At 62.2% G+C, this 24,138-nt stretch carries 22 protein-coding genes; 7 read left to right on the top strand and 15 right to left on the bottom strand.

What is annotated here, in order from left to right:
• Positions 1-55 precede the first annotated feature (55 nt).
• Positions 56-1,441 carry a hypothetical protein gene (locus FHX11_RS01810; protein ID WP_348649683.1) on the bottom strand — a complete coding sequence of 462 codons (1,386 nt, stop codon included), beginning with the start codon at positions 1,439-1,441 and terminating at the stop codon, positions 56-58.
• 210 nt (positions 1,442-1,651) lie between these two features.
• On the opposite strand from FHX11_RS01810, the gene panC reads away from it, so the two are divergent.
• Both panC and panB read left to right on the top strand, forming a co-directional pair.
• Positions 1,652-2,527, top strand: coding sequence for a pantoate--beta-alanine ligase (panC, locus tag FHX11_RS01805; protein WP_184354463.1), 876 nt, complete (start codon positions 1,652-1,654; stop codon positions 2,525-2,527).
• A gap of 1 nt (position 2,528) precedes the next feature.
• Positions 2,529-3,350: a 3-methyl-2-oxobutanoate hydroxymethyltransferase gene (gene panB, locus FHX11_RS01800; RefSeq protein ID WP_184354461.1), complete on the top strand. Its 822-nt coding sequence runs from the start codon at positions 2,529-2,531 to the stop codon at positions 3,348-3,350.
• 5 nt (positions 3,351-3,355) lie between these two features.
• Here the strand turns inward: panB and FHX11_RS01795 are convergent, their stop codons facing one another.
• Positions 3,356-3,607, bottom strand: a complete 252-nt coding sequence (locus FHX11_RS01795; RefSeq protein ID WP_184354458.1) for a DUF2164 domain-containing protein — start codon at positions 3,605-3,607, stop codon at positions 3,356-3,358.
• Positions 3,608-3,844: 237 nt separating this feature from the next.
• Here FHX11_RS01795 and FHX11_RS01790 point away from each other — a divergent pair, with 237 nt between their 5' ends.
• Positions 3,845-4,567, top strand: a complete 723-nt coding sequence (locus tag FHX11_RS01790) for an AzlC family ABC transporter permease (protein WP_184354457.1) — start codon at positions 3,845-3,847, stop codon at positions 4,565-4,567.
• A 2-nt stretch (positions 4,568-4,569) separates the two neighbouring features.
• On the top strand, positions 4,570-4,881 hold the full coding sequence (locus FHX11_RS01785) for an AzlD family protein (RefSeq protein WP_184354455.1): 312 nt from the start codon (positions 4,570-4,572) through the stop codon (positions 4,879-4,881).
• 60 nt (positions 4,882-4,941) lie between these two features.
• Here FHX11_RS01785 and FHX11_RS01780 read toward each other — a convergent pair whose 3' ends face one another.
• A complete protein-coding gene (locus FHX11_RS01780; RefSeq protein ID WP_184354453.1) occupies positions 4,942-6,777 on the bottom strand; it encodes an aminopeptidase P family protein in 1,836 nt (611 codons plus the stop codon).
• A gap of 342 nt (positions 6,778-7,119) precedes the next feature.
• Between FHX11_RS01780 and FHX11_RS01775 the strand changes: the two genes are divergently transcribed.
• Entirely contained in the window at positions 7,120-7,260 is a 141-nt protein-coding gene (locus FHX11_RS01775) for a hypothetical protein (protein WP_184354451.1), read from the top strand.
• 227 nt (positions 7,261-7,487) lie between these two features.
• Here FHX11_RS01775 and FHX11_RS01770 read toward each other — a convergent pair whose 3' ends face one another.
• The 3 genes from FHX11_RS01770 to FHX11_RS01760 are packed head-to-tail and all read right to left on the bottom strand — an operon-like array spanning position 7,488 to position 10,144.
• The gene (locus FHX11_RS01770) at positions 7,488-8,366 is read right to left on the bottom strand and encodes a 50S ribosomal protein L11 methyltransferase (protein ID WP_184354449.1); all 879 of its coding nucleotides are present in this window, start codon (positions 8,364-8,366) and stop codon (positions 7,488-7,490) included.
• A gap of 19 nt (positions 8,367-8,385) precedes the next feature.
• Positions 8,386-9,534: an NAD(P)/FAD-dependent oxidoreductase gene (locus tag FHX11_RS01765; RefSeq protein ID WP_184354447.1), complete on the bottom strand. Its 1,149-nt coding sequence runs from the start codon at positions 9,532-9,534 to the stop codon at positions 8,386-8,388.
• A 7-nt stretch (positions 9,535-9,541) separates the two neighbouring features.
• Positions 9,542-10,144, bottom strand: coding sequence for an SCO family protein (locus FHX11_RS01760; RefSeq protein ID WP_184354445.1), 603 nt, complete (start codon positions 10,142-10,144; stop codon positions 9,542-9,544).
• Between the two features lie 376 nt (positions 10,145-10,520).
• Here FHX11_RS01760 and FHX11_RS01755 point away from each other — a divergent pair, with 376 nt between their 5' ends.
• Positions 10,521-10,985, top strand: coding sequence for a chemotaxis protein CheW (locus FHX11_RS01755; RefSeq protein WP_184354443.1), 465 nt, complete (start codon positions 10,521-10,523; stop codon positions 10,983-10,985).
• A 265-nt stretch (positions 10,986-11,250) separates the two neighbouring features.
• On the opposite strand, the gene FHX11_RS01750 is transcribed toward FHX11_RS01755, so the two are convergent.
• Positions 11,251-11,742, bottom strand: a complete 492-nt coding sequence (locus tag FHX11_RS01750) for a CreA family protein (RefSeq protein ID WP_184354441.1) — start codon at positions 11,740-11,742, stop codon at positions 11,251-11,253.
• Between the two features lie 358 nt (positions 11,743-12,100).
• Between FHX11_RS01750 and FHX11_RS01745 the strand changes: the two genes are divergently transcribed.
• Entirely contained in the window at positions 12,101-12,640 is a 540-nt protein-coding gene (locus FHX11_RS01745; protein ID WP_184354439.1) for a GNAT family N-acetyltransferase, read from the top strand.
• A 40-nt stretch (positions 12,641-12,680) separates the two neighbouring features.
• Here FHX11_RS01745 and ligA read toward each other — a convergent pair whose 3' ends face one another.
• The 8 genes from ligA to FHX11_RS01705 all read right to left on the bottom strand — a co-directional run bounded on the left by ligA (position 12,681) and on the right by FHX11_RS01705 (position 24,096).
• Complete coding sequence (gene ligA, locus FHX11_RS01740; RefSeq protein ID WP_184354437.1) at positions 12,681-14,834, bottom strand: NAD-dependent DNA ligase LigA; 2,154 nt, start codon at positions 14,832-14,834, stop codon at positions 12,681-12,683.
• 80 nt (positions 14,835-14,914) lie between these two features.
• Positions 14,915-16,588 (bottom strand): DNA repair protein RecN, encoded by a 1,674-nt coding sequence (gene recN / locus FHX11_RS01735; RefSeq protein WP_184354435.1) that lies wholly within the window; start codon positions 16,586-16,588, stop codon positions 14,915-14,917.
• A gap of 12 nt (positions 16,589-16,600) precedes the next feature.
• Positions 16,601-17,470 (bottom strand): outer membrane protein assembly factor BamD, encoded by an 870-nt coding sequence (locus FHX11_RS01730; protein ID WP_184354433.1) that lies wholly within the window; start codon positions 17,468-17,470, stop codon positions 16,601-16,603.
• A gap of 288 nt (positions 17,471-17,758) precedes the next feature.
• Positions 17,759-18,715 (bottom strand): UDP-3-O-acyl-N-acetylglucosamine deacetylase, encoded by a 957-nt coding sequence (lpxC, locus tag FHX11_RS01725; RefSeq protein ID WP_184354431.1) that lies wholly within the window; start codon positions 18,713-18,715, stop codon positions 17,759-17,761.
• A gap of 332 nt (positions 18,716-19,047) precedes the next feature.
• Positions 19,048-20,811 (bottom strand): cell division protein FtsZ, encoded by a 1,764-nt coding sequence (ftsZ, locus tag FHX11_RS01720; RefSeq protein ID WP_184354429.1) that lies wholly within the window; start codon positions 20,809-20,811, stop codon positions 19,048-19,050.
• A gap of 110 nt (positions 20,812-20,921) precedes the next feature.
• Positions 20,922-22,253, bottom strand: coding sequence for a cell division protein FtsA (gene ftsA / locus FHX11_RS01715; protein ID WP_184354427.1), 1,332 nt, complete (start codon positions 22,251-22,253; stop codon positions 20,922-20,924).
• The gene (locus tag FHX11_RS01710) at positions 22,250-23,086 is read right to left on the bottom strand and encodes a cell division protein FtsQ/DivIB (RefSeq protein ID WP_184355754.1); all 837 of its coding nucleotides are present in this window, start codon (positions 23,084-23,086) and stop codon (positions 22,250-22,252) included. Before FHX11_RS01710 ends, ftsA begins: the two co-directional genes overlap by 4 nt.
• An 83-nt stretch (positions 23,087-23,169) precedes the next feature.
• Positions 23,170-24,096 carry a D-alanine--D-alanine ligase gene (locus tag FHX11_RS01705; protein WP_184354425.1) on the bottom strand — a complete coding sequence of 309 codons (927 nt, stop codon included), beginning with the start codon at positions 24,094-24,096 and terminating at the stop codon, positions 23,170-23,172.
• Between the last annotated feature and the right edge of the window lie 42 nt (positions 24,097-24,138).

Genomic DNA, 24,138 nt, shown 5'->3' with positions numbered 1-24,138 from the left:
TGTTTTTTAAGCAATTCCGGACGGAAAACCGCTGCGCACTTTTCCTGGAATTGCTCTAGGACTGCGCCTGCGGGCGAAACATCGTGACGAAATAGCTATAGAGCCCGAACAGGCAGAAGGCAGCACCGCCGACGATGCCAGCGCCGACAGAAACCCATAGCGAATAATCGAAGCCGGCGGTCGCCAGCACCGGCAGCGCCAGCGCTATCGCCGACAGGACGACCGGCTGCCGGACGAAATCGAAGGGCAGCGACATCAGCACCTTCACGCCGAATCCCATCGCGACAAGCGCGCCGGCCATGCCGCCTGCCATCAGCGCACCATCGCTGAAGCCAACGAGATGGCCGGCCGCAAAGGCTCCCGCATTGAGCAGCACGCAGTCCGCCGCCGCCAGCAGGAAAATCGCCAGCAGCCGATGGCGCAGATGCGCCGGCGTCGGCAGCATGTTGAAGGTCAGGGCGCGGCAGGCGGCAAGACCGGTGACGAACGGTGCTGCGGCCAGAAATCCCTCGCGCAGGCCGGGCGCGATGACGATATGCCCAATGGGCTGCAGAAGCGCGAAAAGGCCCGCCGCCGTCATCAGCGTGAAGCCCGAGAGCAACGAATAATAGCCACCGAGCTGCCGCCTGAATGCCGGCGTGGTGCCCTCGCGGTCATAGGTGGCGACCACATCCGGATACTGGATCGCCTGCAGGGCGGAAACGATCAGAATGAATGGCCGTTGCAGCAGGTCGAGCGCCAGCAATGCGCCGGCCGCGCCCCCTGCTCCGAGAGCCGCTGTCAGGATCGATTTCAGACCCAGCGGCGCCAGAAGACCGATGACGGAAGCGCCGGCCGCGACGCTGCCATAGACGAAATGCTTGCGCACCAGCGACGGCTCCAGGCTTGCCGCTTCGTGCAAGCTGTTGCGGGTCAGCACCATCGCCAGCAGGCTGTAGGCGACATAACCGCCGAGCAGGCCGGCCACGGTGCAAGTGAAAGTCGGCGCAATCGCCGCGCCGACCAGCGTGCCGGCGGCGAGAATAGTGGCGCGCGAACCCTGAAGCCGCGAAAAGGCACGGAACTCCTGTCGGAAGCGCAGCATGGTCAGATGCAGGTCGCTAGCGCCTTGAAAAATCGCCACCAGACCGCCGAGCACGGCGATCTCCCCCGGCACGGCGAAAAAGATCGAGGCGCAGGCGGCCAGAATGCAGAGCACCGCGCAGGCAGCGAATTCCATGCGTAGCGCCATCCGCTCCGCCGCCTCGCTTCCGGGCTCCTGGCCGGGATAGAAACGGCTGCAGGCGAAGCGAATCCATTCGAAACAGAAGATGGCCGTGAACTGGCTGATCGAGATGAACAGCGAATAGGCCGCGTAATCCGCCGGCGTCAGCAGATGTGCCACCGCGATCAGCAGCCCGAAAGCCACCGCCGCCTGATAAAAATACGCCGCCAATGCCACGATCTTCGCCATGACGGCAGATAAACGCAAAAGATTGAGGAAAGCGCTAAGCTATATGAGAAGGTTTGATAGATCGGGGTCGGCTCGAACCACCAGGGCCAGTGACCGCCCTCCTTGAATTGCCTTTTTGCACTGCACACGTTAGAAGAGCCGCCAAATAAAAGACGGGAGGCGGGCAAGCGCCGGGCGGCGCGTCCGTGGAGGAGCATCATGGAGACTGTCAGCACCATAGCCGCATTGCGCGAGCGGCTTGCCGCTCACCGCAGGGCGGGCAAGAGCATCGGCCTGGTGCCGACCATGGGCTATCTGCACGCCGGCCATATGGAGCTGGTCTCCCGCGCCACGGCGGAAAACGATATTGTGGTCGTCTCCATCTTCGTCAATCCGCTGCAATTCGGCGCCAATGAGGATCTGGCGAAATATCCGCGCGATCTCGAACGGGACAGCGCCATGCTGTGCGGCGGCAAGGTCGATTTCATCTTCGCGCCCGGCGTCGGCGACATGTACCCCCGACCGATGGAGACGGTCGTCGACGTGCCGAAGCTCGGCATGGAGCTGGAAGGCGCCGTCCGCCCCGGCCACTTTGCCGGCGTTGCCACGGTCGTCACCAAGCTTTTCAACATCGTCCAGCCCGATAGCGCCTATTTCGGCGAGAAGGACTACCAGCAGGTGGCGATCATCCGCCGCATGGTGGAGGATCTCGCCCAGCCGGTCCGCGTCGTGCCGGTGCCGACCGTCCGCGATGCCGACGGACTGGCGCTATCCTCCCGCAACGTCTACCTGTCGAAAGACGAACGCGCCGCTGCCGTCATCGTGCCGAAGGCGCTCGCGGAGGCGGAACGGCTCTATCGCAAGGGCATCGACGATCCAGCCGCTCTCGAGGCCGGATTGCAAGCCTTCATCGCCGGGGAGCCGCTGGCGAACGCCGAAGTCGTCGCCGTCCGCCATCCGGATACGCTGGAGCCTCTGGCCTCGCTGCAGGGACAGCCGATCCTCGTCGCTCTCTTCGTCCGTATCGGCACCACCCGCCTGCTCGACAACCGCGTGATCGGCCATGGACTGATCGCCAACAACGAGGCTGCCTGACATGAGCGCTGCCGGACGCACCAAACGCATCACCCCTTCCGCAATCGAGGCCATGAAGGGCACGCGCCCCATCGTCAGCCTGACGGCCTATACGACGCCGATCGCCCGCCTGCTCGATCCGCATTGCGACCTGCTTCTGGTCGGCGATTCCCTCGGCATGGTGCTTTATGGCCTGGAATCGACGGTCGGCGTGACCATGGAGATGATGATCGCCCATGGCCAGGCGGTGATGCGCGGCGTCGAGAGCGCCTGCGTCATCGTCGACTTGCCCTTCGGCTCCTATCAGGAATCGAAGGAACAGGCCTTCCGCAATGCCGCCCGCGTGCTGAAGGAAACCGGCTCCGACGGCGTCAAGCTGGAGGGCGGCGAAGAGATGGCCGAGACCGTCGCCTTCCTGGTGAGCCGCGGCATCCCGGTCTTCGGCCATGTCGGGCTGATGCCGCAAAAGGTCAACACGACCGGCGGCTATCGTTCGCTCGGCCGTTCGAACGAGGAAGCAGACAAGATCCGGCGCGACGCCAGGGCGATTACCGACGCCGGCGCCTTCGCGCTTCTGATCGAGGGCACGGTGGAGCCGCTCGCCCGCGAAATCACCGCCTCGGTCGACATCCCGACGATCGGCATCGGTGCCTCGCCCGCCTGCGATGGCCAGGTGCTGGTCTCCGATGACATGCTCGGCCTCTTCAGTGACTTCAAGCCCCGCTTCGTCAAGCATTTCGCCGAGCTGGCGCCAACCATCTCCCAGGCGGTGGAAGCCTATGCGCAGGACGTGAAGGCCCGGAGATTCCCGGGGCCGGAACATACGTTCCAACCGAAGACGTAAACCGGTCAGCGCTTCTCCGCTTCCCTCTCCAACACATAGATCGCCTCGCCGAAATCCTCCATCTTGGCCATCAGAGCCGCGTGGGCGTCGCGCAGGCCCTGATTGTAGAAATGCGGACCGATTTCGGTCGCGAAGAAATCGAGCAAAAATTCCGCCGGCAGCGTGCCGATCGTCTGGTCGAGCTCGTCGCTGAAATACTGCTGCAGGCGGGCCACGATCGCGGCCTTCTCTTCTTTCGGGAACGTGATCTTCTTCATCTGTGACACCCAGGGGTTTTCCGCGCAAATCCAATGGGCTGGATCAAAGAAATCAATTGACCCATCAAGGAAATTGAATTGCCGACATTGCCTGCGCAGCTTACAGCTCCGATTGCGCCGCGCAAACGAACGAATGCGCAAAATCGCAACAGCATTCCTGCTTCGCACCTGTACCTTTGATCCATGCGGGTCCGAAGGGCAAAGGCGCTGGGCTTTCCACGAAGGATGGAGCGGACGATGAGTCGCGCGGATTTTCTTGACGGCTTGAAGGGTGGTGCTCCCGTCGCTCTGGCGGCAGCGCCGTTCGGCGCATTGTTCGGTGCCCTGGCGCGCGATCAGGGCATGTCGCTCGGCGAGCTCACCCTGATGAGCGGCACCGTCTATGCCGGCGCCAGCCAGATGGTCGGCATCGATCTCTTCAGCCACAATGTCCAGGCCTGGCTGATCGTGCTGTCGATCCTGGCTGTCAATTTCCGCCATGTGCTCTATTCCGCTGCGATCGCCCGCTATATCCGGCATTTTTCGCCCGTCGAAAAATTCTTCACCTTCTTCCTGCTGGTCGATCCGCAATTCGCCGAGACGGTCAAGCGTCATGAGAGCGGCAAGCCCGTTACCTTCGCATGGTATTTCGGCTTCGCTGCGGTCATCTATGTCACCTGGATCACGCTCAGCCTCATCGGCGGCCTGCTCGGCAGCATGATCGGCGACCCCAAGGCGATCGGCCTCGATATCCTGCTGCCGGTCTATTTCCTCGGCATCGTCATCGGCTTCCGCCGGCGCGACAACTTCCTGCCTGTCGTCATCGCCAGCGCTGCCGCTTCGGCCGTCGCCTATCGCTACGTCGGCTCGCCCTGGCATGTCAGCATCGGCGCGCTCGCCGGCGTGGCGCTTGCCGCCATCCTGCCGCCGGTCAAGGCGAACCGGAAGCCCGATCTCGCCCACGAGCATCACGAGGTCTGACCATGCTCGATTTCAACCTGCACATGGTCCTGCTGATCCTCACGGCGGCCGTCGTCACCTTCCTGACGCGCATCGGCGGCTATATCCTCATCGTCAAGATGACCCGCATCCCGCCGCGCGTCGAAGCGGCCCTGAATGCCGTTCCCGCCGCCGTTCTGACCACCCTCGTCGCCCCCGCCTTCTTCAATGGCGGCTGGGACACCAAGGTGGCGATGGTCGCCGCCCTGCTCGTCGGCCTGCGCTTCTCCTCGACCTATATGTTGATTGCCGGATGGGTCATCGTGATCGCCTGGAGACATTTCGCAGGCGTTTGAGGTCTCGTGAACATCAATCCGCCCTCCCGCATGTCGCGGAAGGGCTACGAGGCGGATGCCTCAGTGGCTGAGCTCCAGCGTCGCATTTTCCAGCCATGCCCGGATATCCGCATCGTGGATCAGCGGCATCAACGCTTCCCGCGTTCTGGCGTGATAATCGTTCAGCCAATGCAGCTCGTCATGCGTCAGGAGTTGCGGGATGACGAGGCTGCGGTCGATCGGGCAGAAGGTCAGCGTCTCGAAACCGAGCATGGCGATATCACCGCCCTCGATCTCCTCCGGATCGCGAATATAGATCAGGTTCTCGATGCGGATGCCGAAATGGCCCGGACGATAATAGCCCGGCTCGTTCGAAAGGATCATGCCCGGCAAGAGTTCCTGCGTCGATAGCCGCGCAATACGCTGCGGCCCCTCATGCACCGAGAGATAGGAACCGACGCCATGGCCGGTGCCATGGGCGAAATCGACGCCGGCCTTCCACAGCGAGATGCGCGCCAGCGGATCGAGGTCGCAGCCGCGCGTTCCCTTGGGAAAGCGCGCCGTGCTGATGGCGATCATGCCCTTCAGAACCAGTGTGAACAGCCGCTTCTGCTCCTCGGAGACGGCGCCGATGCCCACCGTGCGGGTGATGTCCGTGGTGCCGTTGATATATTGCGCCCCGGAATCGATCAGGAAGAGTTCGCCGGCCTGGATCAGCCGGTCGCTCTCCGTCGTCACGCGATAATGCATGATCGCCGCATGTTCGCCGGCGCCTGAGATCGTGTCGAAGGAAATGTCCTTCAGCGGGTTTTGCATGCTCTGGCCGACGCGCGCGCGGCAAGCCTCCAGCCGTTCGGCGGCGGCGATTTCCGTCACCGTGCCGGGCTTGCTGGTCTCAAGCCAATAGAGAAATTCGACCATCGCGGCCCCGTCCTGCAGATGGGCGGCGGCCGAACCGTTGATCTCGGCGGCATTCTTGCGGGCACGAGGCAATTTGGCGGGATCGTTCCCCTCCACCACCTCGCCGCCCTCGCGGCGGATGAGATCGGTCAACGCATAGGACGCAAGGTCCGGGTCCACGAGAATGCGCCCGCCATTTGCGGAAACCGCGGCAAGCCGCTTGACAAGATCGGACGGCGGAAGCTGCTTGCAGATCTGCGCAAGATAGGCTTCCGCCTCGACCTTGGTCTTGCGCTTGTCGAGAAAGAGTTCGGCCTCGCCTTGCGCATAGATGATGGCGCGCGCCAGGGGATGCGGCGTATGCGGCACGTCGTTGCCGCGAATATTGAAGATCCAGGCGACCGAGGAGGGATCGGTGATCAGCGCCGCCTTGAGGTTCTTTTCCTTCAGATCGGCTGCGATGGTCGCGAGCTTGTCCCGCGCCAAAACACCGGCCTGCCCGATGTCCTGGATGATGACACCGCCAAGCGGCTCGGCCGGCCGATCGCTCCAGAGTTTGTCGAGCGGATTATGCGGCAGGAAGACGAGCTTGCCGTCGATCTCCGCCAGGGCCTTTTCCAACCGCCGCACCTCGGCGCCGGTATGCAGCCATGGATCGATGCCGAGCCTGAACCCCTTTGGTGCATGGCGCGGTAGCCAGACATGCGGCGGCTCGCCGACCAGATCGCCGCCGGTGAAGACGGACCGGTCCACCTGCTCGGCAAGCTGCGTCACATAGCGGCCGTCGACGAAAACAACGGCTTGCGACCGTGTTATCAATGCAACACCGGCCGATCCGGTGAATCCCGTGAGCCAGGCAAGACGCTCGGAACATTTAGGCACGTATTCGCCCTGATATTCGTCCGCGCGGGGGACGAGAAAGCCGTCAATGTCGAGATCGCCGAAGGCGGATCGCAGGCCGGCAACGCGTTCGCGGCCGAATTGCGGGGTGGACGTGACGTCGAAAGACTGGAACATGGCTTAATCCGAAAATGACCCTGGAAACCGCGAAAGCAAGCGGCGACAGCATGTTAGAACATGATCCGGGCAAGTGGGAAACGATTTTCCGGCTAGATCGCACAAGCGATGCACGGGCCGGAACTGACGGCCGCTGCGCGCCAGGATGCGAATGCCGGACGTTAACGAATTCGCCCATTTGATGAGCATCCGGATTCGATTGTGACATCTTCACGGCACGAAACATGCATCTACTGCATAGCTCCCATGAAGCACACCCCCTGCCGCGCAAGAGGGCGAGTCGCTATATGGAGCGCAACAAACGGGGTTCACGATGAACCCGCTCGAAAAGGACCAAAGACAATGCCTATCACCCGCTCCGCATATGTTAGCCCCGCGCTGGCCGGCGAGCGTCGCACCGTACGCCACTCCGTCGGCTCGCTTCGTCAGCTGGAAGTCGAGACCTCGAAGGCGATCGGCGTCAGCCGTGGCGGTCGCCACTAACAGTTACAAAAGCTAGCGTTCACATCGGATCGGACAGGGACTCCTCCTCCCACCCTGTATCGGACCAGAACGGTAGAGCCCGCTTGAGCACTCCTCCACACGCTCGCGGGCAAGATCGGTCAAATACCGATCTGCAAGGCGGTGCTTCGGCACCGCCTTTTGCGTTTCAGGCTCAGACTGAAGTCCCCTCCCGCCTCTTCGACAAGCTCCAAGGCGGGGAAAGGAGTTTAAGGCCGGTCGAGATGGATGGTGACCCAGCCGTTGCGCCAGATGGTGCGCACATGCCGCATCCTGGCGCCATTATAGGCCGCCAGCACCTTCCAGCGCTGCTCGGCAAGAATGCCCGAAAGCACGACGGAGCCGCCGGGCGCCAGATGAGCGACCAGTTGCGGCGCCATCTTGATCAGCGGCCGGGCAAGAATATTGGCGATGATCAGGTCGAACGGCCCATGGCGTGAAAAGGCCGTGGAATGGAACCCCGGCGCGGTTTCCAGCGAGATGCCGGACGCGATGCCGTTGCGGCGAACATTCTCGCGGGCGACGCGCACGGCGATGGGATCGATGTCCGTGGCCAGAACCGGAATATTGCGCAGCTTTCGCACGCCGAGCGCCAACACGCCGCTGCCGGTACCGAGATCGAGGGCATTGCGCACCTTGCGGGCAGCGAGCACCGTCTCGATCATCTCCAGGCAACCCGCCGTCGTACCGTGATGACCGGTTCCGAAAGCCTGGCCGGCATCGATCTCGATGGCGATATCGCTCGGCCGCACCTTGTCGCGGTCATGCGATCCATGCACCAGGAAACGGCCCGCACGGACCGGCTTCAGCCCCTCCAGCGACTTGGCGATCCAGTCGACGTCGGGAATGACCTCCTTTTCGATGGCAAGCCCCGGAAAGGCGGGCTTCAGCAGCGCCTCGAACCGGGCGCGCACACCTTCCTCTTCATCGGCATAGAGATAGATCGAGGCTTCCCAGATATCCTTTTTCTCGTCGATCTCGGTGGTCGCGATCGGCAATTCCTCGTCTTCGAAAACGGGCGTCATCAGATCGAGAATCTGTTCGGCTTGTCTCTCGGTCGTCGTCACATACAGGCGGATTTCGCTCAATTCTTCGGTCTCTCTAATTTCATTCGGCCCAGTCGATCCACGGCGGCTTCGGCGTATCATAACCGGCGATATTATGAAGCAGCCTGCGCCGCGCCGGCCCGAAACGCAGAAGCAGCGGCGCGACCAGATTGCGCGTCGCAATCGCCAGCGGATTTTCCATGGTGATCAGGCGCGTGAGACCATAGGTCTGCTTCAGCACCTGCTTCACGGCTGGAATTCTCAGTGCCGAATACTCTTGTTCGCGGCCCTCCGCAATGAGCCAGGCGAGCCAGCACCCATCCTCCATGCCAAGATTCATCCCGCGCGCGCCCGCCGGCGAGTGAATATGCGCCGCATCGCCCACCAGGAAGACGTTGCCCTTGGCCATCGGCTCGACATGGCGGAAATGGATACGGAACTGCGAGACCCAGACTTTTTCGGCGACGACCTCCGGATGGACGATACGGTCTTCGAAATCCTGCCGCGTCGAGATGTAGCGAAGGACGTCTCCGGAGACCGGCAACCGTCCGATCATGCCGGGATCGAAGAGGGTGATCTCGGCGAATTGCGCATCCACCGGTTTGACATAGCGAAAATCGGCAATATGGAAATAGGCTTCAAGCGCCTCGCCGGGGAAACCGGCGCCCAGCGCCTTGCGGACCGCCGAATGCGCGCCGTCGGCGCCGATCACTATATCCGGGCGCAGCGTTTCCGTCGCCCCGTCCGCGCGCCGCAGCGTCACCACCGGCGCCAGAACATCGGCGATCGGCTCCGCCGCGATCGCGGTCCGCCATTCCGGCGCGATGCCATAAGACGCCAGTGCCTCAATCAACAGCCGCTCCGTCACCCCCTGCGCCAAGGCATGCATGGCGCCGAAACGGCCCCGCACCTGCCGCGTATCGACATCGGCCAAGGTTTTGCTGCCCGAGCGGATGCGGAAATGAGCGATCGGCTGCGCGGCGGTGACAATGCGCTCGGCCACACCGGACGGAGAAAGCAGCGTCAGCGTGCGGGCATTGACGCCGAGCGCGCGGCTTTCCTCCGGCGGCACCGGCCCGTCGCCGTCATCGACGATGCGCGGCGCAAAGCCGCGCCGGGCCAGTTCCAGTGCCGCCGCCAATCCGGCCGGCCCCGCGCCCGCAATCAGGATGAATTTGGACTTCCTCTCTCCTCCGGCACCATCCCCCATCGGCGCCCTACCCTTTCTTGATCAGATTCTCCAGCTTCTTGACTGCGGTATCGGGATCTTCCTGATAGGCGATCGTTCCGGCGAAACGGCCGGCGGAATCGAGCAGGAAAACCGAGGCAGTGTGATCCATGGTATAATCACCGTTCGGCTCCTTCTCGTCGAGCGGAACTTTCTTGGCGTAGACCCGGAATCCCTTGATCATGTCCATCACCTTGCCGGGATCGCCGGAAATGCCGGTGATGCGGCTGGAGACATTGGAGACGTACTGGTTCATGATCTCCGGCGTATCGCGCTCCGGATCGACCGTGACGAAATAGGCGTTGAGCTTCGTGCCATCCGGATCGACCTTCTGCAGCCAGCCGTTCATTTCGAACAACGTCGTCGGGCAGACGTCGGGGCAATGCGTGTAGCCGAAGAACAGCGCCGCCGGCCTGCCGCGAAACGCCTGTTCGCTGATCGGCTGACCGTTCTGTGCGACCAGCGTGAACGGCACGCCATAAGGCCCTTCCGCCACCGCCTGCGGCGATTTCGGTCCCCCGACCGTCAACCACCCCAATATCCCGGCCACGATCAACACGGCCACCCAGACAACTATCCGCACGGTCTTCATCGCTGCATTTCCTCACCTCGCCCGGCTGCAACTCGATATCCGAGAGGGCGGGCAATCATTGTCCGGATGTAGCGGGTCGAGCCGGGAGACGCAATTCAAGAAGATGTTTTCCGAAAAACCCGCGCCGGAAGGCTCTCGTTAAAGCAATCCTAACCACTCCGCGCCAACATCTGCAGCATATGGGCGAGATCGGACTCGCCCGCCGCGGAAAGCCGCGGCGGATAAATCTTGCTTACAAGGGCATGACGCCCGCCGGAGCCGCAAGACGCCTTTGGCGCAACAGCCTCCGGACGCTGAAGCCTCGCCGAGCCGCTCCAGCCGATCCTCTTTCATCGTGACCGCCGCCTGCTGCCGGCGCCAATGGGACGTTCTCATCATGACGAATGCCATCAAACAATCGGGCTCCTACCTGGAAATCGTCTCCTTCCATCTCGGCGACCAGGAATTCTGCATCGACATCATGGCCATCCGCGAAATCCGCGGTTGGGCACCGGTGACGCCGATGCCGCATACGCCACCCTATGTGCTCGGCCTCATCAACCTGCGCGGCGCGGTGATTCCGGTCATCGACATGGCCTGCCGCCTCGGCATGAAGATGACGGAACCATCGGAGCGCTCCGCCATCATCGTCACGGATATCGCCGGCAAGCTCGTCGGCCTGCTGGTCGAGCAGGTCTCCGACATGATGAGCATCAAGAGCGAGGACCTGCAGCCGGCGCCGGAGATCATCCCGGAAACACAGCGCGCCTTCTGCCGCGGCATCGTTGCGCTGGAAAAGACCATGGTCTGCTTCCTCAACCTCGATACCGTTATCGCCGAGCAGTTGGCGCAAGCAGCCTGACCGCGAAAAATCACCCAAATCGAAATCGCCCTGAAGCGTCAACTTCAGGGCGATCGTATTTCTAAAATCGGCGTCGGCAGGGGTGTAGCCGGTGCGCCGACCAGGCAGGCCGTGAACAGATAGGAGTGGCACTCCCACGTTCGCCCATAAAACTGCACCAAAACGACGCAATGGGAAAGCTGCCACGAGGGATTGGGCAACCAAAAGGATAAACTTTTTTTGGTACAAGCCGCTCAGTGGTTGTCCAGGGCCTATATCCGCAATCTCAATTCGGCTTGCCGTTCTTCCAATTGACGGCCTGGCCGAACAGCGGAATGGTGGAAATCGCCATCTTTGCCGAGCCGTCGGTCAATTCGCGCGAATGAATGAGATAGATGAGCGTATCGTTCTTCTTGTCATAGATCCGGGTGACCACGAGCTTCTTCCAGATCAGCGACAGCCCGGCGCGAAACACCTCCTCGCCGCTCTGCGAGAGATTGATATCGCCGATGCTGATCGGCCCGGTCTGGCGGCAGGCGATGGAATTGTTGGACGGGTCCTCGAACCAGTTGCCCTTTCGCAGCCGATCGATGACGCTGCGGTCGAAATAGGTGACGTGGCAGGTGACACCCGACACGCCGGGGTCGGGCACGGCATCGACCAGAATATCATTGCCGGTCCAGTCCACCCCCACCTTGCCGACGACCTCGGCGGATGCGGTAACGGGCGCCAGCGCCAGGAACGCGGCAAGCGCGGCATGCAACTTCAAAGACCTCATCAATCATCCTCCGACATCCGCCACCCCTAAGTTCGGGCGGCACCGCTAAAGTAAGATGGCGCCGGAGGGATGCAAGAGAGGAGAATGCTTGAATCCCCACGCCTTACGCGCGGCTCGCCGGGATAGGCTGAAGCCGACGTCTGGCGCGGCACCGCAAGCCTGTTGACTTCGCAGCAAAAGCACGGGAAGCTGTCCGCATGATCGCAAACCGCGCCACCACGATGCATATTCTCACCACCTCACCCCTTGCAGGGCGAGTGGGAGCGGCATTGCGTTAAGCTGACTGCGATCCCCTTCAACCCTGCCGAGGCGAGCAGGGTTGAACCTTCGCTCTCCTCCCCAACATCAAGGAGAGCCTATGAATTCCGAACAGGAAGATCCGAATGAGCGACGATCCGGCAGCAGTGCCGGAACGGTAGAGATCCGTGCCGCGCGCCCCGCCGATGCCGAAGGGATCGCGACGATCGCCAACCTGCCCGGCTTTCGCGCCGGCACGCTACGCCTGCCTTTTCAAAGCATCGAGGATACCCGGCAATGGCTGGAAAAACCCAACCCCGATGCCATCAACCTCGTTGCCGTTCTCGACGGCCGGATCATCGGCAATGCCGGCCTGCGCCGCCATTCCGGCCGGCAGATCCATACCGGCCATCTCGGCATGGGCGTTCATGACGATTTCACCGGCCGTGGCGTCGGCTCGGCGCTGCTTGGCGCCCTCGTGGATGCCGCCGACAACTGGCTGGCGATCAAGCGGCTGGAACTGACCGTCTATGTCGACAACGCGCCCGCAATCCGGCTCTACGAAAAATTCGGCTTCGAGACCGAAGGAAGACACAAGGCCTTTGCCTTTCGCAACGGCGAATATGTCGATGCCTTCGCGATGGCCCGGCTGAGGATATGAACGCAACAGGCGGCAAATTCATCGATTTGCCGCCGCCGCATTATCCCCCGATCAATGCCAGCCACTCGTCCTCGGTCATGACCTGCACGTTGAACTCCCGAGCCTTGTCAAGCTTCGAACCAGCCCCCGGCCCGGCCACAACGATATCGGTCTTTTTCGAGACCGAACCGGAGACCTTGGCACCAAGGCTTTCGGCCCTGGCCTTGGCCTCGTCGCGGGTGAATTTCTCCAGCGAACCGGTGAAGACCACGGTCTTGCCGACGACGGGGCTGTCCGAGGTTGCCGGCTGTTCCGCCTCCTGCGGACGCACCTCTTCGAGGAGCCGCGAGATCACCTCGACATTGCGCGGCTCCTTGTAGAATTCGACGACGGCGCGGGCGACCACTTCGCCGATGCCCTCGATATTGTTGAGATCGTTCCAGGCATCACCGGCCAGCGGGGCAGCTTCCTTCATCGCCGTCTCGAAAGCATCGTAAGTGCCGTAGGAGCGCGCCAGAAGCTTCGCCGTGGTCTCGCCGACATGACGAATGCCGAGCGCAAAGATGAAGCGGTGCAACGCGATGTCGCGACGTTCGTTGATGGCGGCATAGAGCTTGGAAACGCTGACCTTGCCGAAACCATCGATGTTTTCGAGCTTCGTCAGCGAGGATTGCTGGCGCTTCTCCAGGGTGAATATGTCCGGCGCGGTGCGCACCTGCAGCGCCGGATCTTCGCTTTCGAAGAAGAAATCGATCTGCTTGGAACCAAGCCCCTCGATATCGAAAGCATTGCGCGACACGAAATGCTTCAGATGCTCGGTCGCCTGCGCCCGGCAGATGAAGCCGCCGGTGCAGCGCGTCACCGCATCGACCTTGCCGGTCTTCTCATTGATATCGCGCACCGCATGGCTGCCGCAAACCGGGCAGGTTTTCGGAAATTCATAGGCGACGCTCGAAGCGTCGCGCTTCTCGAGCACGACATCGACGATCTGCGGAATGACGTCGCCGGCGCGCTGCACGATCACCATGTCGCCGACGCGGATATCGCGGCCGTCGCGGATCGGTTCGCCCTTGTTGCCGATCCCCTTGATGTAATCGGCATTGTGCAGCGTCGCATTGGTCACCACCACACCGCCGACAGTGATCGGCTCGAGCCGCGCCACCGGCGTCAGCGCGCCAGTGCGGCCAACCTGGATGTCGATATCGACAAGTCGCGTGAATGCCTGCTCGGCGGGAAACTTATGCGCCGTCGCCCAGCGCGGCGAGCGCGACCGGAAGCCGAGACGCGCCCGTAATTCCAGACTGTCGACCTTGTAGACGACGCCGTCGATGTCATAATCGAGGTCCGGGCGCTGCAGACCGATCTCGTCGTAATGGGCGAGAATATCGGCAACAGAATTCAGCCGCTTCATCAGCGGGTTGACCGGGAAACCCCATTCCCCGAACGTCTGCACCATGCCGAACTGCGTATCCGCCGGCATGTCGGACATCTCACCCCAGGCATAGGCGAAGAATTTGAGCTTGCGGCTGGCCGTGACCTTCGCGTCGAGCTGACGCAGCGAGCCGGCCGCGGTGTTGCGCGGATTGACATAGGTCTGCTTGCCCTCCGCCTCCATCTGCGCGTTCAGCGCCAGGAAATCGCTCTTGGCCATATAGACCTCGCCGCGCACCTCGACGACCGCTGGCGCGCCTGGCGGCAAAGTCTGCGGGATCTCCTTGATGGTACGGATATTGGCGGTGACATTCTCGCCGGTCGTCCCGTCGCCACGCGTTGCCGCATTCACCATGCGGCCGTTCTCGTAACGGATAGACATGGACAGCCCATCGATTTTCGGCTCAGCGGTAAAGGCGATCGATTGATCGGGCAGCCGGCCAAGGAAGCGATAGACGCTGGCGACAAAATCCTGCACGTCCTCCTGCGAGAAGGTATTGTCGAGCGACAGCATCGGCCGCGCATGCACGACCGGCGCGAAGGTTTCCGACGGCGCTGCGCCAACCCGTCGCGACGGGCTGTCAGCGCGAACGAGCGCCGGGAAGCGGGCCTCGATCGCGTCGTTGCGCCGCTTCAGCGCATCATAGTCCGCATCCGAAATTTCCGGCGCGTCCTGCCCGTGATAAAGCGCATCATTGCGCGCAATCTCGGCGGCCAGATAGGCAAGCGCCGCGGCCGCCTCTTCCTCGGTCAGATCATCGACAGGCTTCTGTTCGCTGCTCATGGATTCGCACTCCCGGATTTCCGAGATGTTTTAGTGAAAAATCGGGGAATGGGAAGTGGAGAGGGTGAGACCTAAGCTTTTCAGCCGTTGCCCGCCAACAGCCGCTTGGCGGCCGCCCTCGCCTCCTCGGTGACCGATGCGCCGGCGAGCATGCGGGCGATTTCCTCGGTGCGGTCGGTCGGCGCCATGGTGGCGACGCGGGTGGAGATCTTCTCCGAGCCGGCGGCGATTGGACCCTTGGAAATCAGAAGATGCGTCGCGGCGCGCGCGGCGACCTGCGGCGCATGCGTGACGGAAAGCACCTGCACCCGCTCCGAAAGCCGCTTCAGCCGCTGGCCGATGGCGTCGGCCACAGCGCCGCCCACACCGGTGTCGATTTCATCGAAGACCAGGGTCGGAGCGGAGCCGCGATCGGCCAACGCCACCTTGAGCGCCAGCAGAAAGCGCGACAGCTCGCCGCCGGAAGCGACCTTGGTGATCGGACCGGGCCGGGTGCCGGGGTTCGTTTGCACATGGAACTCGATCGTGTCGATCCCGTCGGCGGTTGCCTCTTCGGCGTCCGTCGTAATTTCCACCATGAAGCGCGCCCGCTCCAGCTTCAGCGCCGGCAGCTCGGCCATGACGGCGGCGGCAAGCGCTTCGCCGGCATGATGGCGTTTCTCGGAAAGGCTGCGCGCTGCGGCGTCATAGGCGGCCTTGGCAACCGCCAACTCGGCATCCAGTCGCGCCAGCCGCTCCTCGCCGGCATCGAGATCGGCGAGATCGGCGACCATTTTCTCGGCCAGCGCCGGCAGTTCGGTGACCGGCACGGAATATTTGCGCGAGGCGGCACGCAGCGCGAAAAGCCGCTCTTCGACGCGCTCCAGTTCGCGCGGATCGTATTCGGTCTTTCGTAGCGCCGCTTCCACTTCCATCTGCGCATTGGAAAGCTGGTCCAGCGCCGCATCGAGCAAGGCCACCGTGTCTTCGAGCAGACCCGGCGCCTCATGGCTCTTGCGCTCCAGGCGGCGCACCAGCGAGGCGATATGCGGCACGGGAGAGGCATTGCCGTTCAGGAATTCGGACGCCTCAGCAATATCGCCCGCAATCCGCTCAGCCTTCATCATCCGCGAGCGTTTCTCGGCCAGCTCGTCCTCTTCGCCATCCTGCGGCGACAGTTTTTCCAATTCCTCGACGGCGGCGCGCAGATAATCGGCCTCGCGGGCCGCATTTTCCACTTGGTCCCGCTGCTTCCTGAGCGTCCGCTCCGTATCGCGCCAGACCTTATGAAGACGTCCGAGCGCCTGCGTTTCCTCGCCAATGCCGGCGAAGGCGTCGAGCAGCATGCGATGCGCATCCGTATCAACCAGGGCACGGTCGTCATGCTGTCCGTGGATTTCGACCAGCAGCTGGCCGACCTGGCGCATCAGTTGAACGCTGAGGGGTTGATCGTTGACGAAAGCCTTGGTGCGCCCGTCGGCGGACTGCGTGCGGCGAAAAATCAGATCGCCGTCATCGTCTATGCCGTTCTCGCGCAGAAGCTTGCGGGCGGCATGCTTCATGTCGACATCGAACACGGCCGTTACCTGGCCGCGATCCTCGCCATGACGCACGAGACCGCCGTCGCCGCGCCCACCAAGGGCCAGCGACAGGCTGTCGAGCAAGATGGATTTACCCGCACCCGTTTCGCCAGTCAGAACCGACAGACCGGTCTCAAAGGCAAGATCCAGCCGCTCGATCAGAACGATATCGCGGATCGAAAGCTGGGTCAGCATGCGCGCTCAATCTCACGTCCCAAGAAGAAGTTTCTTACCTGCCTTCGAAATCCAGGAGCCTGCATTTTCGCTGGGTTCGACACCGCCGGTCTTCAGGAGCTTATATGAGTCGGCATACCAGCGGCTATCCGGATAATTGTGGCCGAGCACGGCCGCGGCCGTCTGGGCTTCCTGGACGATGCCCATGGCATAATAGGCCTCGACCAGACGCGCCAAAGCCTCTTCGATCTGATTCGTCGTCGGGTATTGCTCGACAACGACACGGAAGCGCGCGATGGCCGCGAGGTAATCCTTGCGTTCGAGATAATAGCGGCCGACCTGCATTTCCTTGCCGGCCAGCTGATCGCGGGCAAAGCGAATCTTGGCCTGCGCGTCGCTGACGTATTGCGAGCTCGGATAGTTGGTGACGACCTTGTTCATCGCCTCGATCGTCTGCTGCGCGGCACGCTGATCCTGCGTCACGTCCATGATCTGCTTGGCATAGGACGAACCGACGAGATACTGGACGTAATCGGCATCCGCCGAGCCGGGATATTGCTTGAGGTAGCTATTGCCCGACTGCACGGCCTCGTCATAGCGGCCAGTGCGGTATTTGACGAAGGTGCTCATGACCAGCGCCTTGCGCGCCCATTCGGAGAAGGGCTGCTGCTGGTTGATGGCGTCGAACTTGCGTCCGGCTTCCGCCATGTTTCCGGCCTTGATGTTGGCAAGGCCCTGATTATAGAGGGTTTCCGGCGGATCGGTTTCGACGCCCAACTTGGTGATGTCGATATCCTTGTCCGTATTGCATCCCGTTACCACCGCACCGGTACCGGCCAGGAGAAGCGATACGAGCAACGCCCGTGCTGTAATCTTCATGCTTTCAGACCTTGCAAAACCCATCGGATGACTGTCCCACTAGCCGTTGTTGCGGATACGGCGTTCTTCTCGCTGGCGTTTCTAGCCGTAAAAACACCATCAGGGCAACGCAATGATGATGCATTAACGCATTTTTGTGGCAAAGACCGCCTGATCGCAGGCTTTAACCTCTGTATTGACAAGAGATTTCTCCTCGCAAGCGTCTGAACGCCATATCGCGGCTGGCTCTGCGGCCCCGACCGCGAATCTCCTCTCAAAAAAAGAGCCGCCCCCTTTCGGGAGCGGCAACTTTGCTCTCTGGATTTCTGGAGGTCACGCCGACCAGGGAGCGAATTCAGGAGCATTGACCGTGACGAAATCACGGCTGTGCGCACGCTGGCGCGGCGCGGAAGTCTCGACGACGTCATAGGCGGTGGGATCGCTCAGCAACGCCTTCAGCGCATTCGCATTCATGCGGTGACCACCGCGATAGGAGCGGTAGCAACCGATGAACTGGGCGCCAGCCAGCGCCAGATCGCCGACAGCATCCAGCGTCTTATGACGGACGAATTCGTCCTTGGCATAGCGCAGGCCTTCGACATTGATCACCGTGTTGTCGTCGGAGATGACGACCGAGTTCTCGAGCGAGGAACCGAGCGCATGACCGGACGCCCAGAGGCGCTCGACATCACGCATGAAACCGAAGGTACGGGCGCGCGACAGCTCCCGCTTGAAGGTCTCGGCGGTCAGGTCGCCTTCCCACTTCTGGCGGCCGATCAGCGGGCAGTCGAAATCGATCTCGACTTCGAAGCGCGTGCCGTCATAGGGACGGAACTCGCACCAGGAGCCGCCGGCTTCGATGCGAACCGGCTTGGTAACGCGGATATAGCGGCGCTTGACGCCGAGGGAAACGATGCCGACCTGCTCGATCGCCTCGATGAAGGGATAGGAGCTGCCGTCCATGATCGGCATTTCCGCGCCGGAAACCTCGACGATGACGTTGTCCAGGCCCATCGCGTAGATCGCCGCCATGACATGCTCGACCGTCGCGACGGAGCGCGCCGGGGAAAAGCCGAGGACGGTGCAGAGATCGGTGTTGCCGACCTGCGAGGACACGGCGCGCAGCTCGGTCACGTCGCCATTGTCGTGCATGCGCTGGAAGATGACGCCCGTGCCGGCTTCGGCCGGATAGAAGGTGATCGATACGTCAGCGCCGGAATGAACGCCGATGCCCGAAAGTGTCACGGGATTTGCAATGGTGGTCTGAAAACCCAGCAATCCAATTGCCATATAAATTCTGCCTTCGTCTATCTGACCCAGATCGGGCGGCCTGCTTTGGACCCTGCCCTCATTGCCGGTTCAGTCTGTTGTCTACGCCACGGAAAGCCACATGCAATTTATTGCCGGGTGCGATTCCGCAGGCTCGCTTGCTACCTACATACGCGCCGGAACATCGCATTCCAAATCACTGTTTCTTTCGCTTTGTTACGAAAGCAGATGTTTGATTTTGCTAGGTAATTTTAGAATTAAAGACAGCACCGAAATAACAAAATCCGGGGCACGAATGCCCCGGATTCACCAAATATGGTTAGCAACCTATTAAAAGGCCGCCCTATTGCGGATCAGTTCGACTGACGACGCAGGAAGGCCGGGATTTCGAGCTGATCGTCTTCCTGGCTTGCCATGCGGGCCTGCGGAACCTGACGGCCCTGATCGTCGAGCTGGCCACGACGCGGTGCGTAGAGGCTGGCCTCCGGCGACGGTGCGCGGCGCTGCTGCTGCGGAGCAGCGGCCGGTGCCGCAGCCGTCATGTCGTTGAAGGCCGGGTCCTCGTCGCGGCGGCCGAGCGAATTGGTGATCCGCTTGAGCAGCCCCATCGGACCACGCTCTTCGGCAGCCTGAGCGGCAACCGGCTGAGCGCGATGTTCCATTTCGGCCTGAACGACCGGCGGGAAATCCTCGACCTTCGGCATGCGGACCTGCTCCGGAGCCTGACGGACGACGGGTTCCTGACGAACCGGCTGCTGCATCACGGGCTGCTGATGCATGACGGGCGCCGGCTGAACCGGAGCCTGACGGACCGGCTGAGCTTCCGGTGCGGCAGCAAAGATGCGGCTCTGAGGACGGAAAATATCCTCCTGAGCGGCGGCCTGCTGGGCGACCGGCTGCTGAACCGGAGCCTGGCGGGCACCCATCTGGATTTCCAGCTCGCGCTCCATGTCGGCTTCCGCCATGCGGATGGTCTGGGCGATCGGATCGACGGCTCGGGGAGCCTGCGCCACAGGAGCCTGGGCGATATGGGCCTGCGCGACATGGGCAGGCTGAGCTGCGGCCGCTGCCGGAGCGGCGGCCGCGGAAGGACGGATAGCCGGCTTCGCGACCGGACGGAATTCCATCGTCTTGTCGGCGGCTTCGTTGAGCGCGCGGTCGATACCCGTTGCGACGACGGAGACGCGGATGATGCCTTCCAGCGATTCGTCGAAGGTGGCGCCGAGGATGATGTTGGCGTCCGGATCGACTTCCTCGCGGATGCGGGTCGCAGCTTCGTCGACTTCGAACAGGGTAAGGTCACGGCCGCCGGTGATCGAGATCAGCAGGCCCTGCGCACCCTTCATCGAGGTTTCGTCGAGCAGCGGGTTGGCAATGGCGGCCTCGGCGGCCTGCATGGCGCGGCCCTGGCCGGAGGCTTCGCCCGTGCCCATCATGGCGCGGCCCATTTCGCGCATGACCGAACGGACGTCGGCGAAGTCGAGGTTGATGAGACCTTCCTTCACCATCAGGTCGGTGATGCAGGCAACGCCCGAATAGAGAACCTGGTCAGCCATCGAGAAGGCATCTGCGAAGGTCGTCTTGTCGTTGGCGATACGGAACAGGTTCTGGTTCGGAATGACGATCAGCGTATCGACCGACTTCTGCAGTTCCTGGATGCCCATCTCGGCGAGACGCATGCGGCGACCGCCTTCGAAATGGAACGGCTTGGTGACCACGCCGACGGTCAGGATGCCCTTGTTGCGGGCGGCCTGTGCGACGACCGGCGCTGCACCCGTGCCCGTGCCGCCGCCCATGCCGGCGGTGACGAAGCACATATGCGTGCCGTTCAGGTGATCGATGATCTCGTCGATGCACTCTTCAGCGGCGGCGCGGCCGACTTCCGGCTGCGAACCGGCGCCGAGGCCCTCGGTGACGTTGACGCCGAGCTGGATGATCCGCTCCGCCTTCGTCATCGTCAACGCCTGCGCATCCGTGTTGGCGACGACGAAATCGACGCCCTGCAAGCCTGCCGTGATCATGTTGTTGACGGCATTGCCGCCACCACCACCGACACCGAACACGGTGATCCGCGGCTTCAGCTCGGTGATATCTGGCTTATGCAGCTTGATAGTCATTGTACCCGTTCCTTCTCTTTATGGCCGCATCGCCACGCCGGCCAATTCACTATATTTCACTCGCCTGACCCCTGCCCGGAAAGCGCTTGTCGCGATCCGGGATCAGGCACTCAGAAACTCTCCTTCAGCCACTGGCCGACGCGGCCGATGCGGCTGTTGTTACCTCCAAGCGACGAGAGCAGACCGCTGCCCGCCGCATGTGTCTCCATGTCCGCGACCTGCGGATAGATCATCAATCCCACGGCCGTCGAAAAGGCCGGGCCCTTGGCCGCCGTCGGCAGGCCGGATACGCCCATCGGGCGGCCGATGCGGACGTTACGGGCAAGGATACGCCGCGCGACATCCGGCAGGCCGGTCAGCTGGCTGGCGCCGCCGGTGAGCACGACGCGCTTGCCGACGATCGGGCTGAAGCCCGAACGCTGGATGCGATCGCGGATCAGCTCCAGCGTCTCTTCGATGCGGGCTCTGACGATGCGCGACACCAGTGCCTTCGGCACCTGCGTCGGCTGGTCGCGCTCATCCTCGCCAATCGGCGGAATGGCAATCAGTTCGCGCTCTTCCGAGGAATTGGCGAGCGCGGAGGCATGCACCACCTTCAGCCGCTCGGCGTCCTCGATGCGGGTCGAAAGACCGCGGGCAAGGTCGGTGGTGACGTGATGACCGCCAAGGCTGACGGCATCGGTGTGCACCAGCTTGCCTTCGGCAAAGACCGAGATCGTCGTCGTGCCACCGCCCATGTCGATGGCGGCGCAGCCGAGCTCGACTTCGTCGTCGACGAGAGCCGCAAGACCGCTGGCATAGGGCGTCGCCACCATGCCCTCGACCGAAAGATGCGCACGGTTGATGCAAAGTTCGAGATTGCGGAGCGCAGCGCGCTCGGCGGTGACGACGTGCATGTCGACGCCCAGCTCATCGCCGAACATCGCCAGCGGATCGCGAATGCCGCGTTCGCCATCGAGCGAATAGCCGGTGGCCAGCGAATGCAGAATGGCCCGTTCCTGGCGGAGCGACTGCTGGCACGCAGCAGCCAGCACCTTCTTCAGGTCGTTGGCCTCGACCTCCTGACCGCCGAGATCGACGGTGGCCGTATAGATATCGCTGCCGAGACGGCCGGCGGAAACATTGACGATCAGGCTGTCGACGGTGAGGCCGGCCATGCGCTCGGCCGCATCGACCGAGAGACGAACGACGTTTTCCAGCGCGTCGAGATCGGCGATCACGCCGGTCTTGATGCCGCGGGAGCGCTGATGGCCGATGCCGATGATCTCGATATTGTGCGTGCGGTTCGGAAGCACCTGGCTTTCCTCGCGTGGCGTCAGGCGTCCGATCATGCAGACGACCTTCGTCGAGCCGATATCGAGGACCGATACGATATGCGACCGCTTGGAAGACAGCGGCTTCAGACGCGGCAGACCGAAATGGGACGAACTGAACAAGCTCATGTATCCTGCCCTGCCTTCTTCAAAGCCTTGGTTCTTGCATCCAGCGCCGCCTGACGGCGAACCACTGCGTCCGGGGTCAATTCAATGGCCGTGCGATCGTCGAGACGAAGATCCACTGCGGCGATATCGCGCTGCAGCAGGCTCTGATCCCGATCGAGCTTGGTCAGGCGCGCCAGCGCGCCATCGATGTTGTCTTCCGGCAATTTGATGATCACGCCATTGTCGAGATAGAGATCCCAGCGACGGCCGGCGACACGCACGAAGGCCTTCACATGGCTGCGAACATCCGGCCATTTGGCGAATTCGTCATCGATCGACGCGGCAGCCGCCTCGGCATCGCGGCCGACGAAAAGCGGCAGCTTGGCGAACTTGTTGTCGCGCAACGGCGCGATCACGCTGCCATCCTTCTGGATCAGCGACAGCTCAGAACCGTGCTGCCAGATCGCATAGGCCTTGCGCTCGGTGAGCTTCACCTCGATGGCCTTCGGATAGACCTTGCGGACCTCGACATTCTCGACCCAGGGCAAATTCGAGATCTTCTGGCGCGCCGCATCGGCGTCCAACGCCACGAGCGAGGTCGTGCCGTCAAGGCCGAGAAGCTGCAGGATTTCGATTTCCGACGTCTGATCGTTGCCGGAGACCTTCACATCCTCGATGGCGAAGCCCGCAGCCGAGGTTGTCGCCTGCGCGACATCCTGCGTATGACCGCCGATCGACATGCCGTAAAGGCCAGTCGCCGCAAACAGCGCAACGGTCGAAATCGTGCCCGTATGCGCAGGGATATTGACGCGACCGGAGCCGAGACTCACCAGAAAACGCACGACACGACGCATCGGACGCGGCAATACGAATGCATCCTCGACATCATCGATCGCGAGCGGGACACGGTGGCGGGATCGCCTGAAATTTTTGATCGTCAGCGAGAACAAGACGCGTCCTCCACCATCCACCGGAGAAATTCACCAAAAGAGTAGCCGGCATGAGCGGCCATTTCAGGCAACAGCGAGGTAGGCGTCATGCCCGGCTGAGTGTTGATTTCCAACCAGATAAGTTCACCCTCTTCGGAGAAGCGATCGTCATAACGAAAGTCAGACCGACTGACACCACGGCAGCCGATAGCTTGATGCGCCCTTAACGCTAATATTTGTATCTTTTGGTAAAGATTCGGTGAAATTTCCGCCGGGATGACGTGTTTTGAACCACCCTTGGCATATTTGGAATCATAGTCGTAGAAGCTGTGACCCAGCGGCACGATCTCCGTGACGCCAAGCGCCACGTCGCCCATGACACCGCAGGTCAGCTCGCGACCATGGACGTAACGCTCGACCATGACCTCGTCGCCGTAACGCCACTCCGACGACGCGACGATCTGCGGCGGATGCGCCTGATCTTCCTTGACGATGACGACGCCGAAGCTCGACCCTTCCCGCACGGGCTTGACGACATAGGGCGGCTTCATCGGATGCTCGCCGGCAATTGCAAAGCGATCGAGAACGCGCGAAGCAGCGACAGGGATGTCGGCCGCAGCGGCAACCGTCTTGGCACGCGCCTTATCCATCGCAAGCGCCGAGGCAAGCACGCCGGAATGGGTGTAGGGAATCTGCAGATACTCGAGAATGCCCTGAATGGTGCCGTCTTCACCGAAAGGCCCATGCAAGGCATTGAAAACGACATCGGGCTTCAGTTCGGCAAGGCGCGCGGACACGTCGCGCTCGACATCGACGCGCGTGACCCGATAGCCTTCAGCCTCGAGGGCATCAGCACATGCTTTTCCCGAGGAAAGGCTGACCGGCCTTTCCGAGGAAAATCCGCCCATAAGGACAGCCACATGCTTGGCACCCATCAATACCCCCAAACTCACCATCTTCTCTCGACGCTCGCTCGA

It is taken from the genome of Rhizobium sp. BK602 (assembly GCF_014195095.1).
In the GTDB taxonomy this organism is placed as follows: Bacteria; Pseudomonadota; Alphaproteobacteria; order Rhizobiales; family Rhizobiaceae; genus Rhizobium.
The sequence above is the reverse complement of the archived record's forward strand: the minus strand, read 5'-3'. Positions and strand labels throughout refer to the sequence as shown.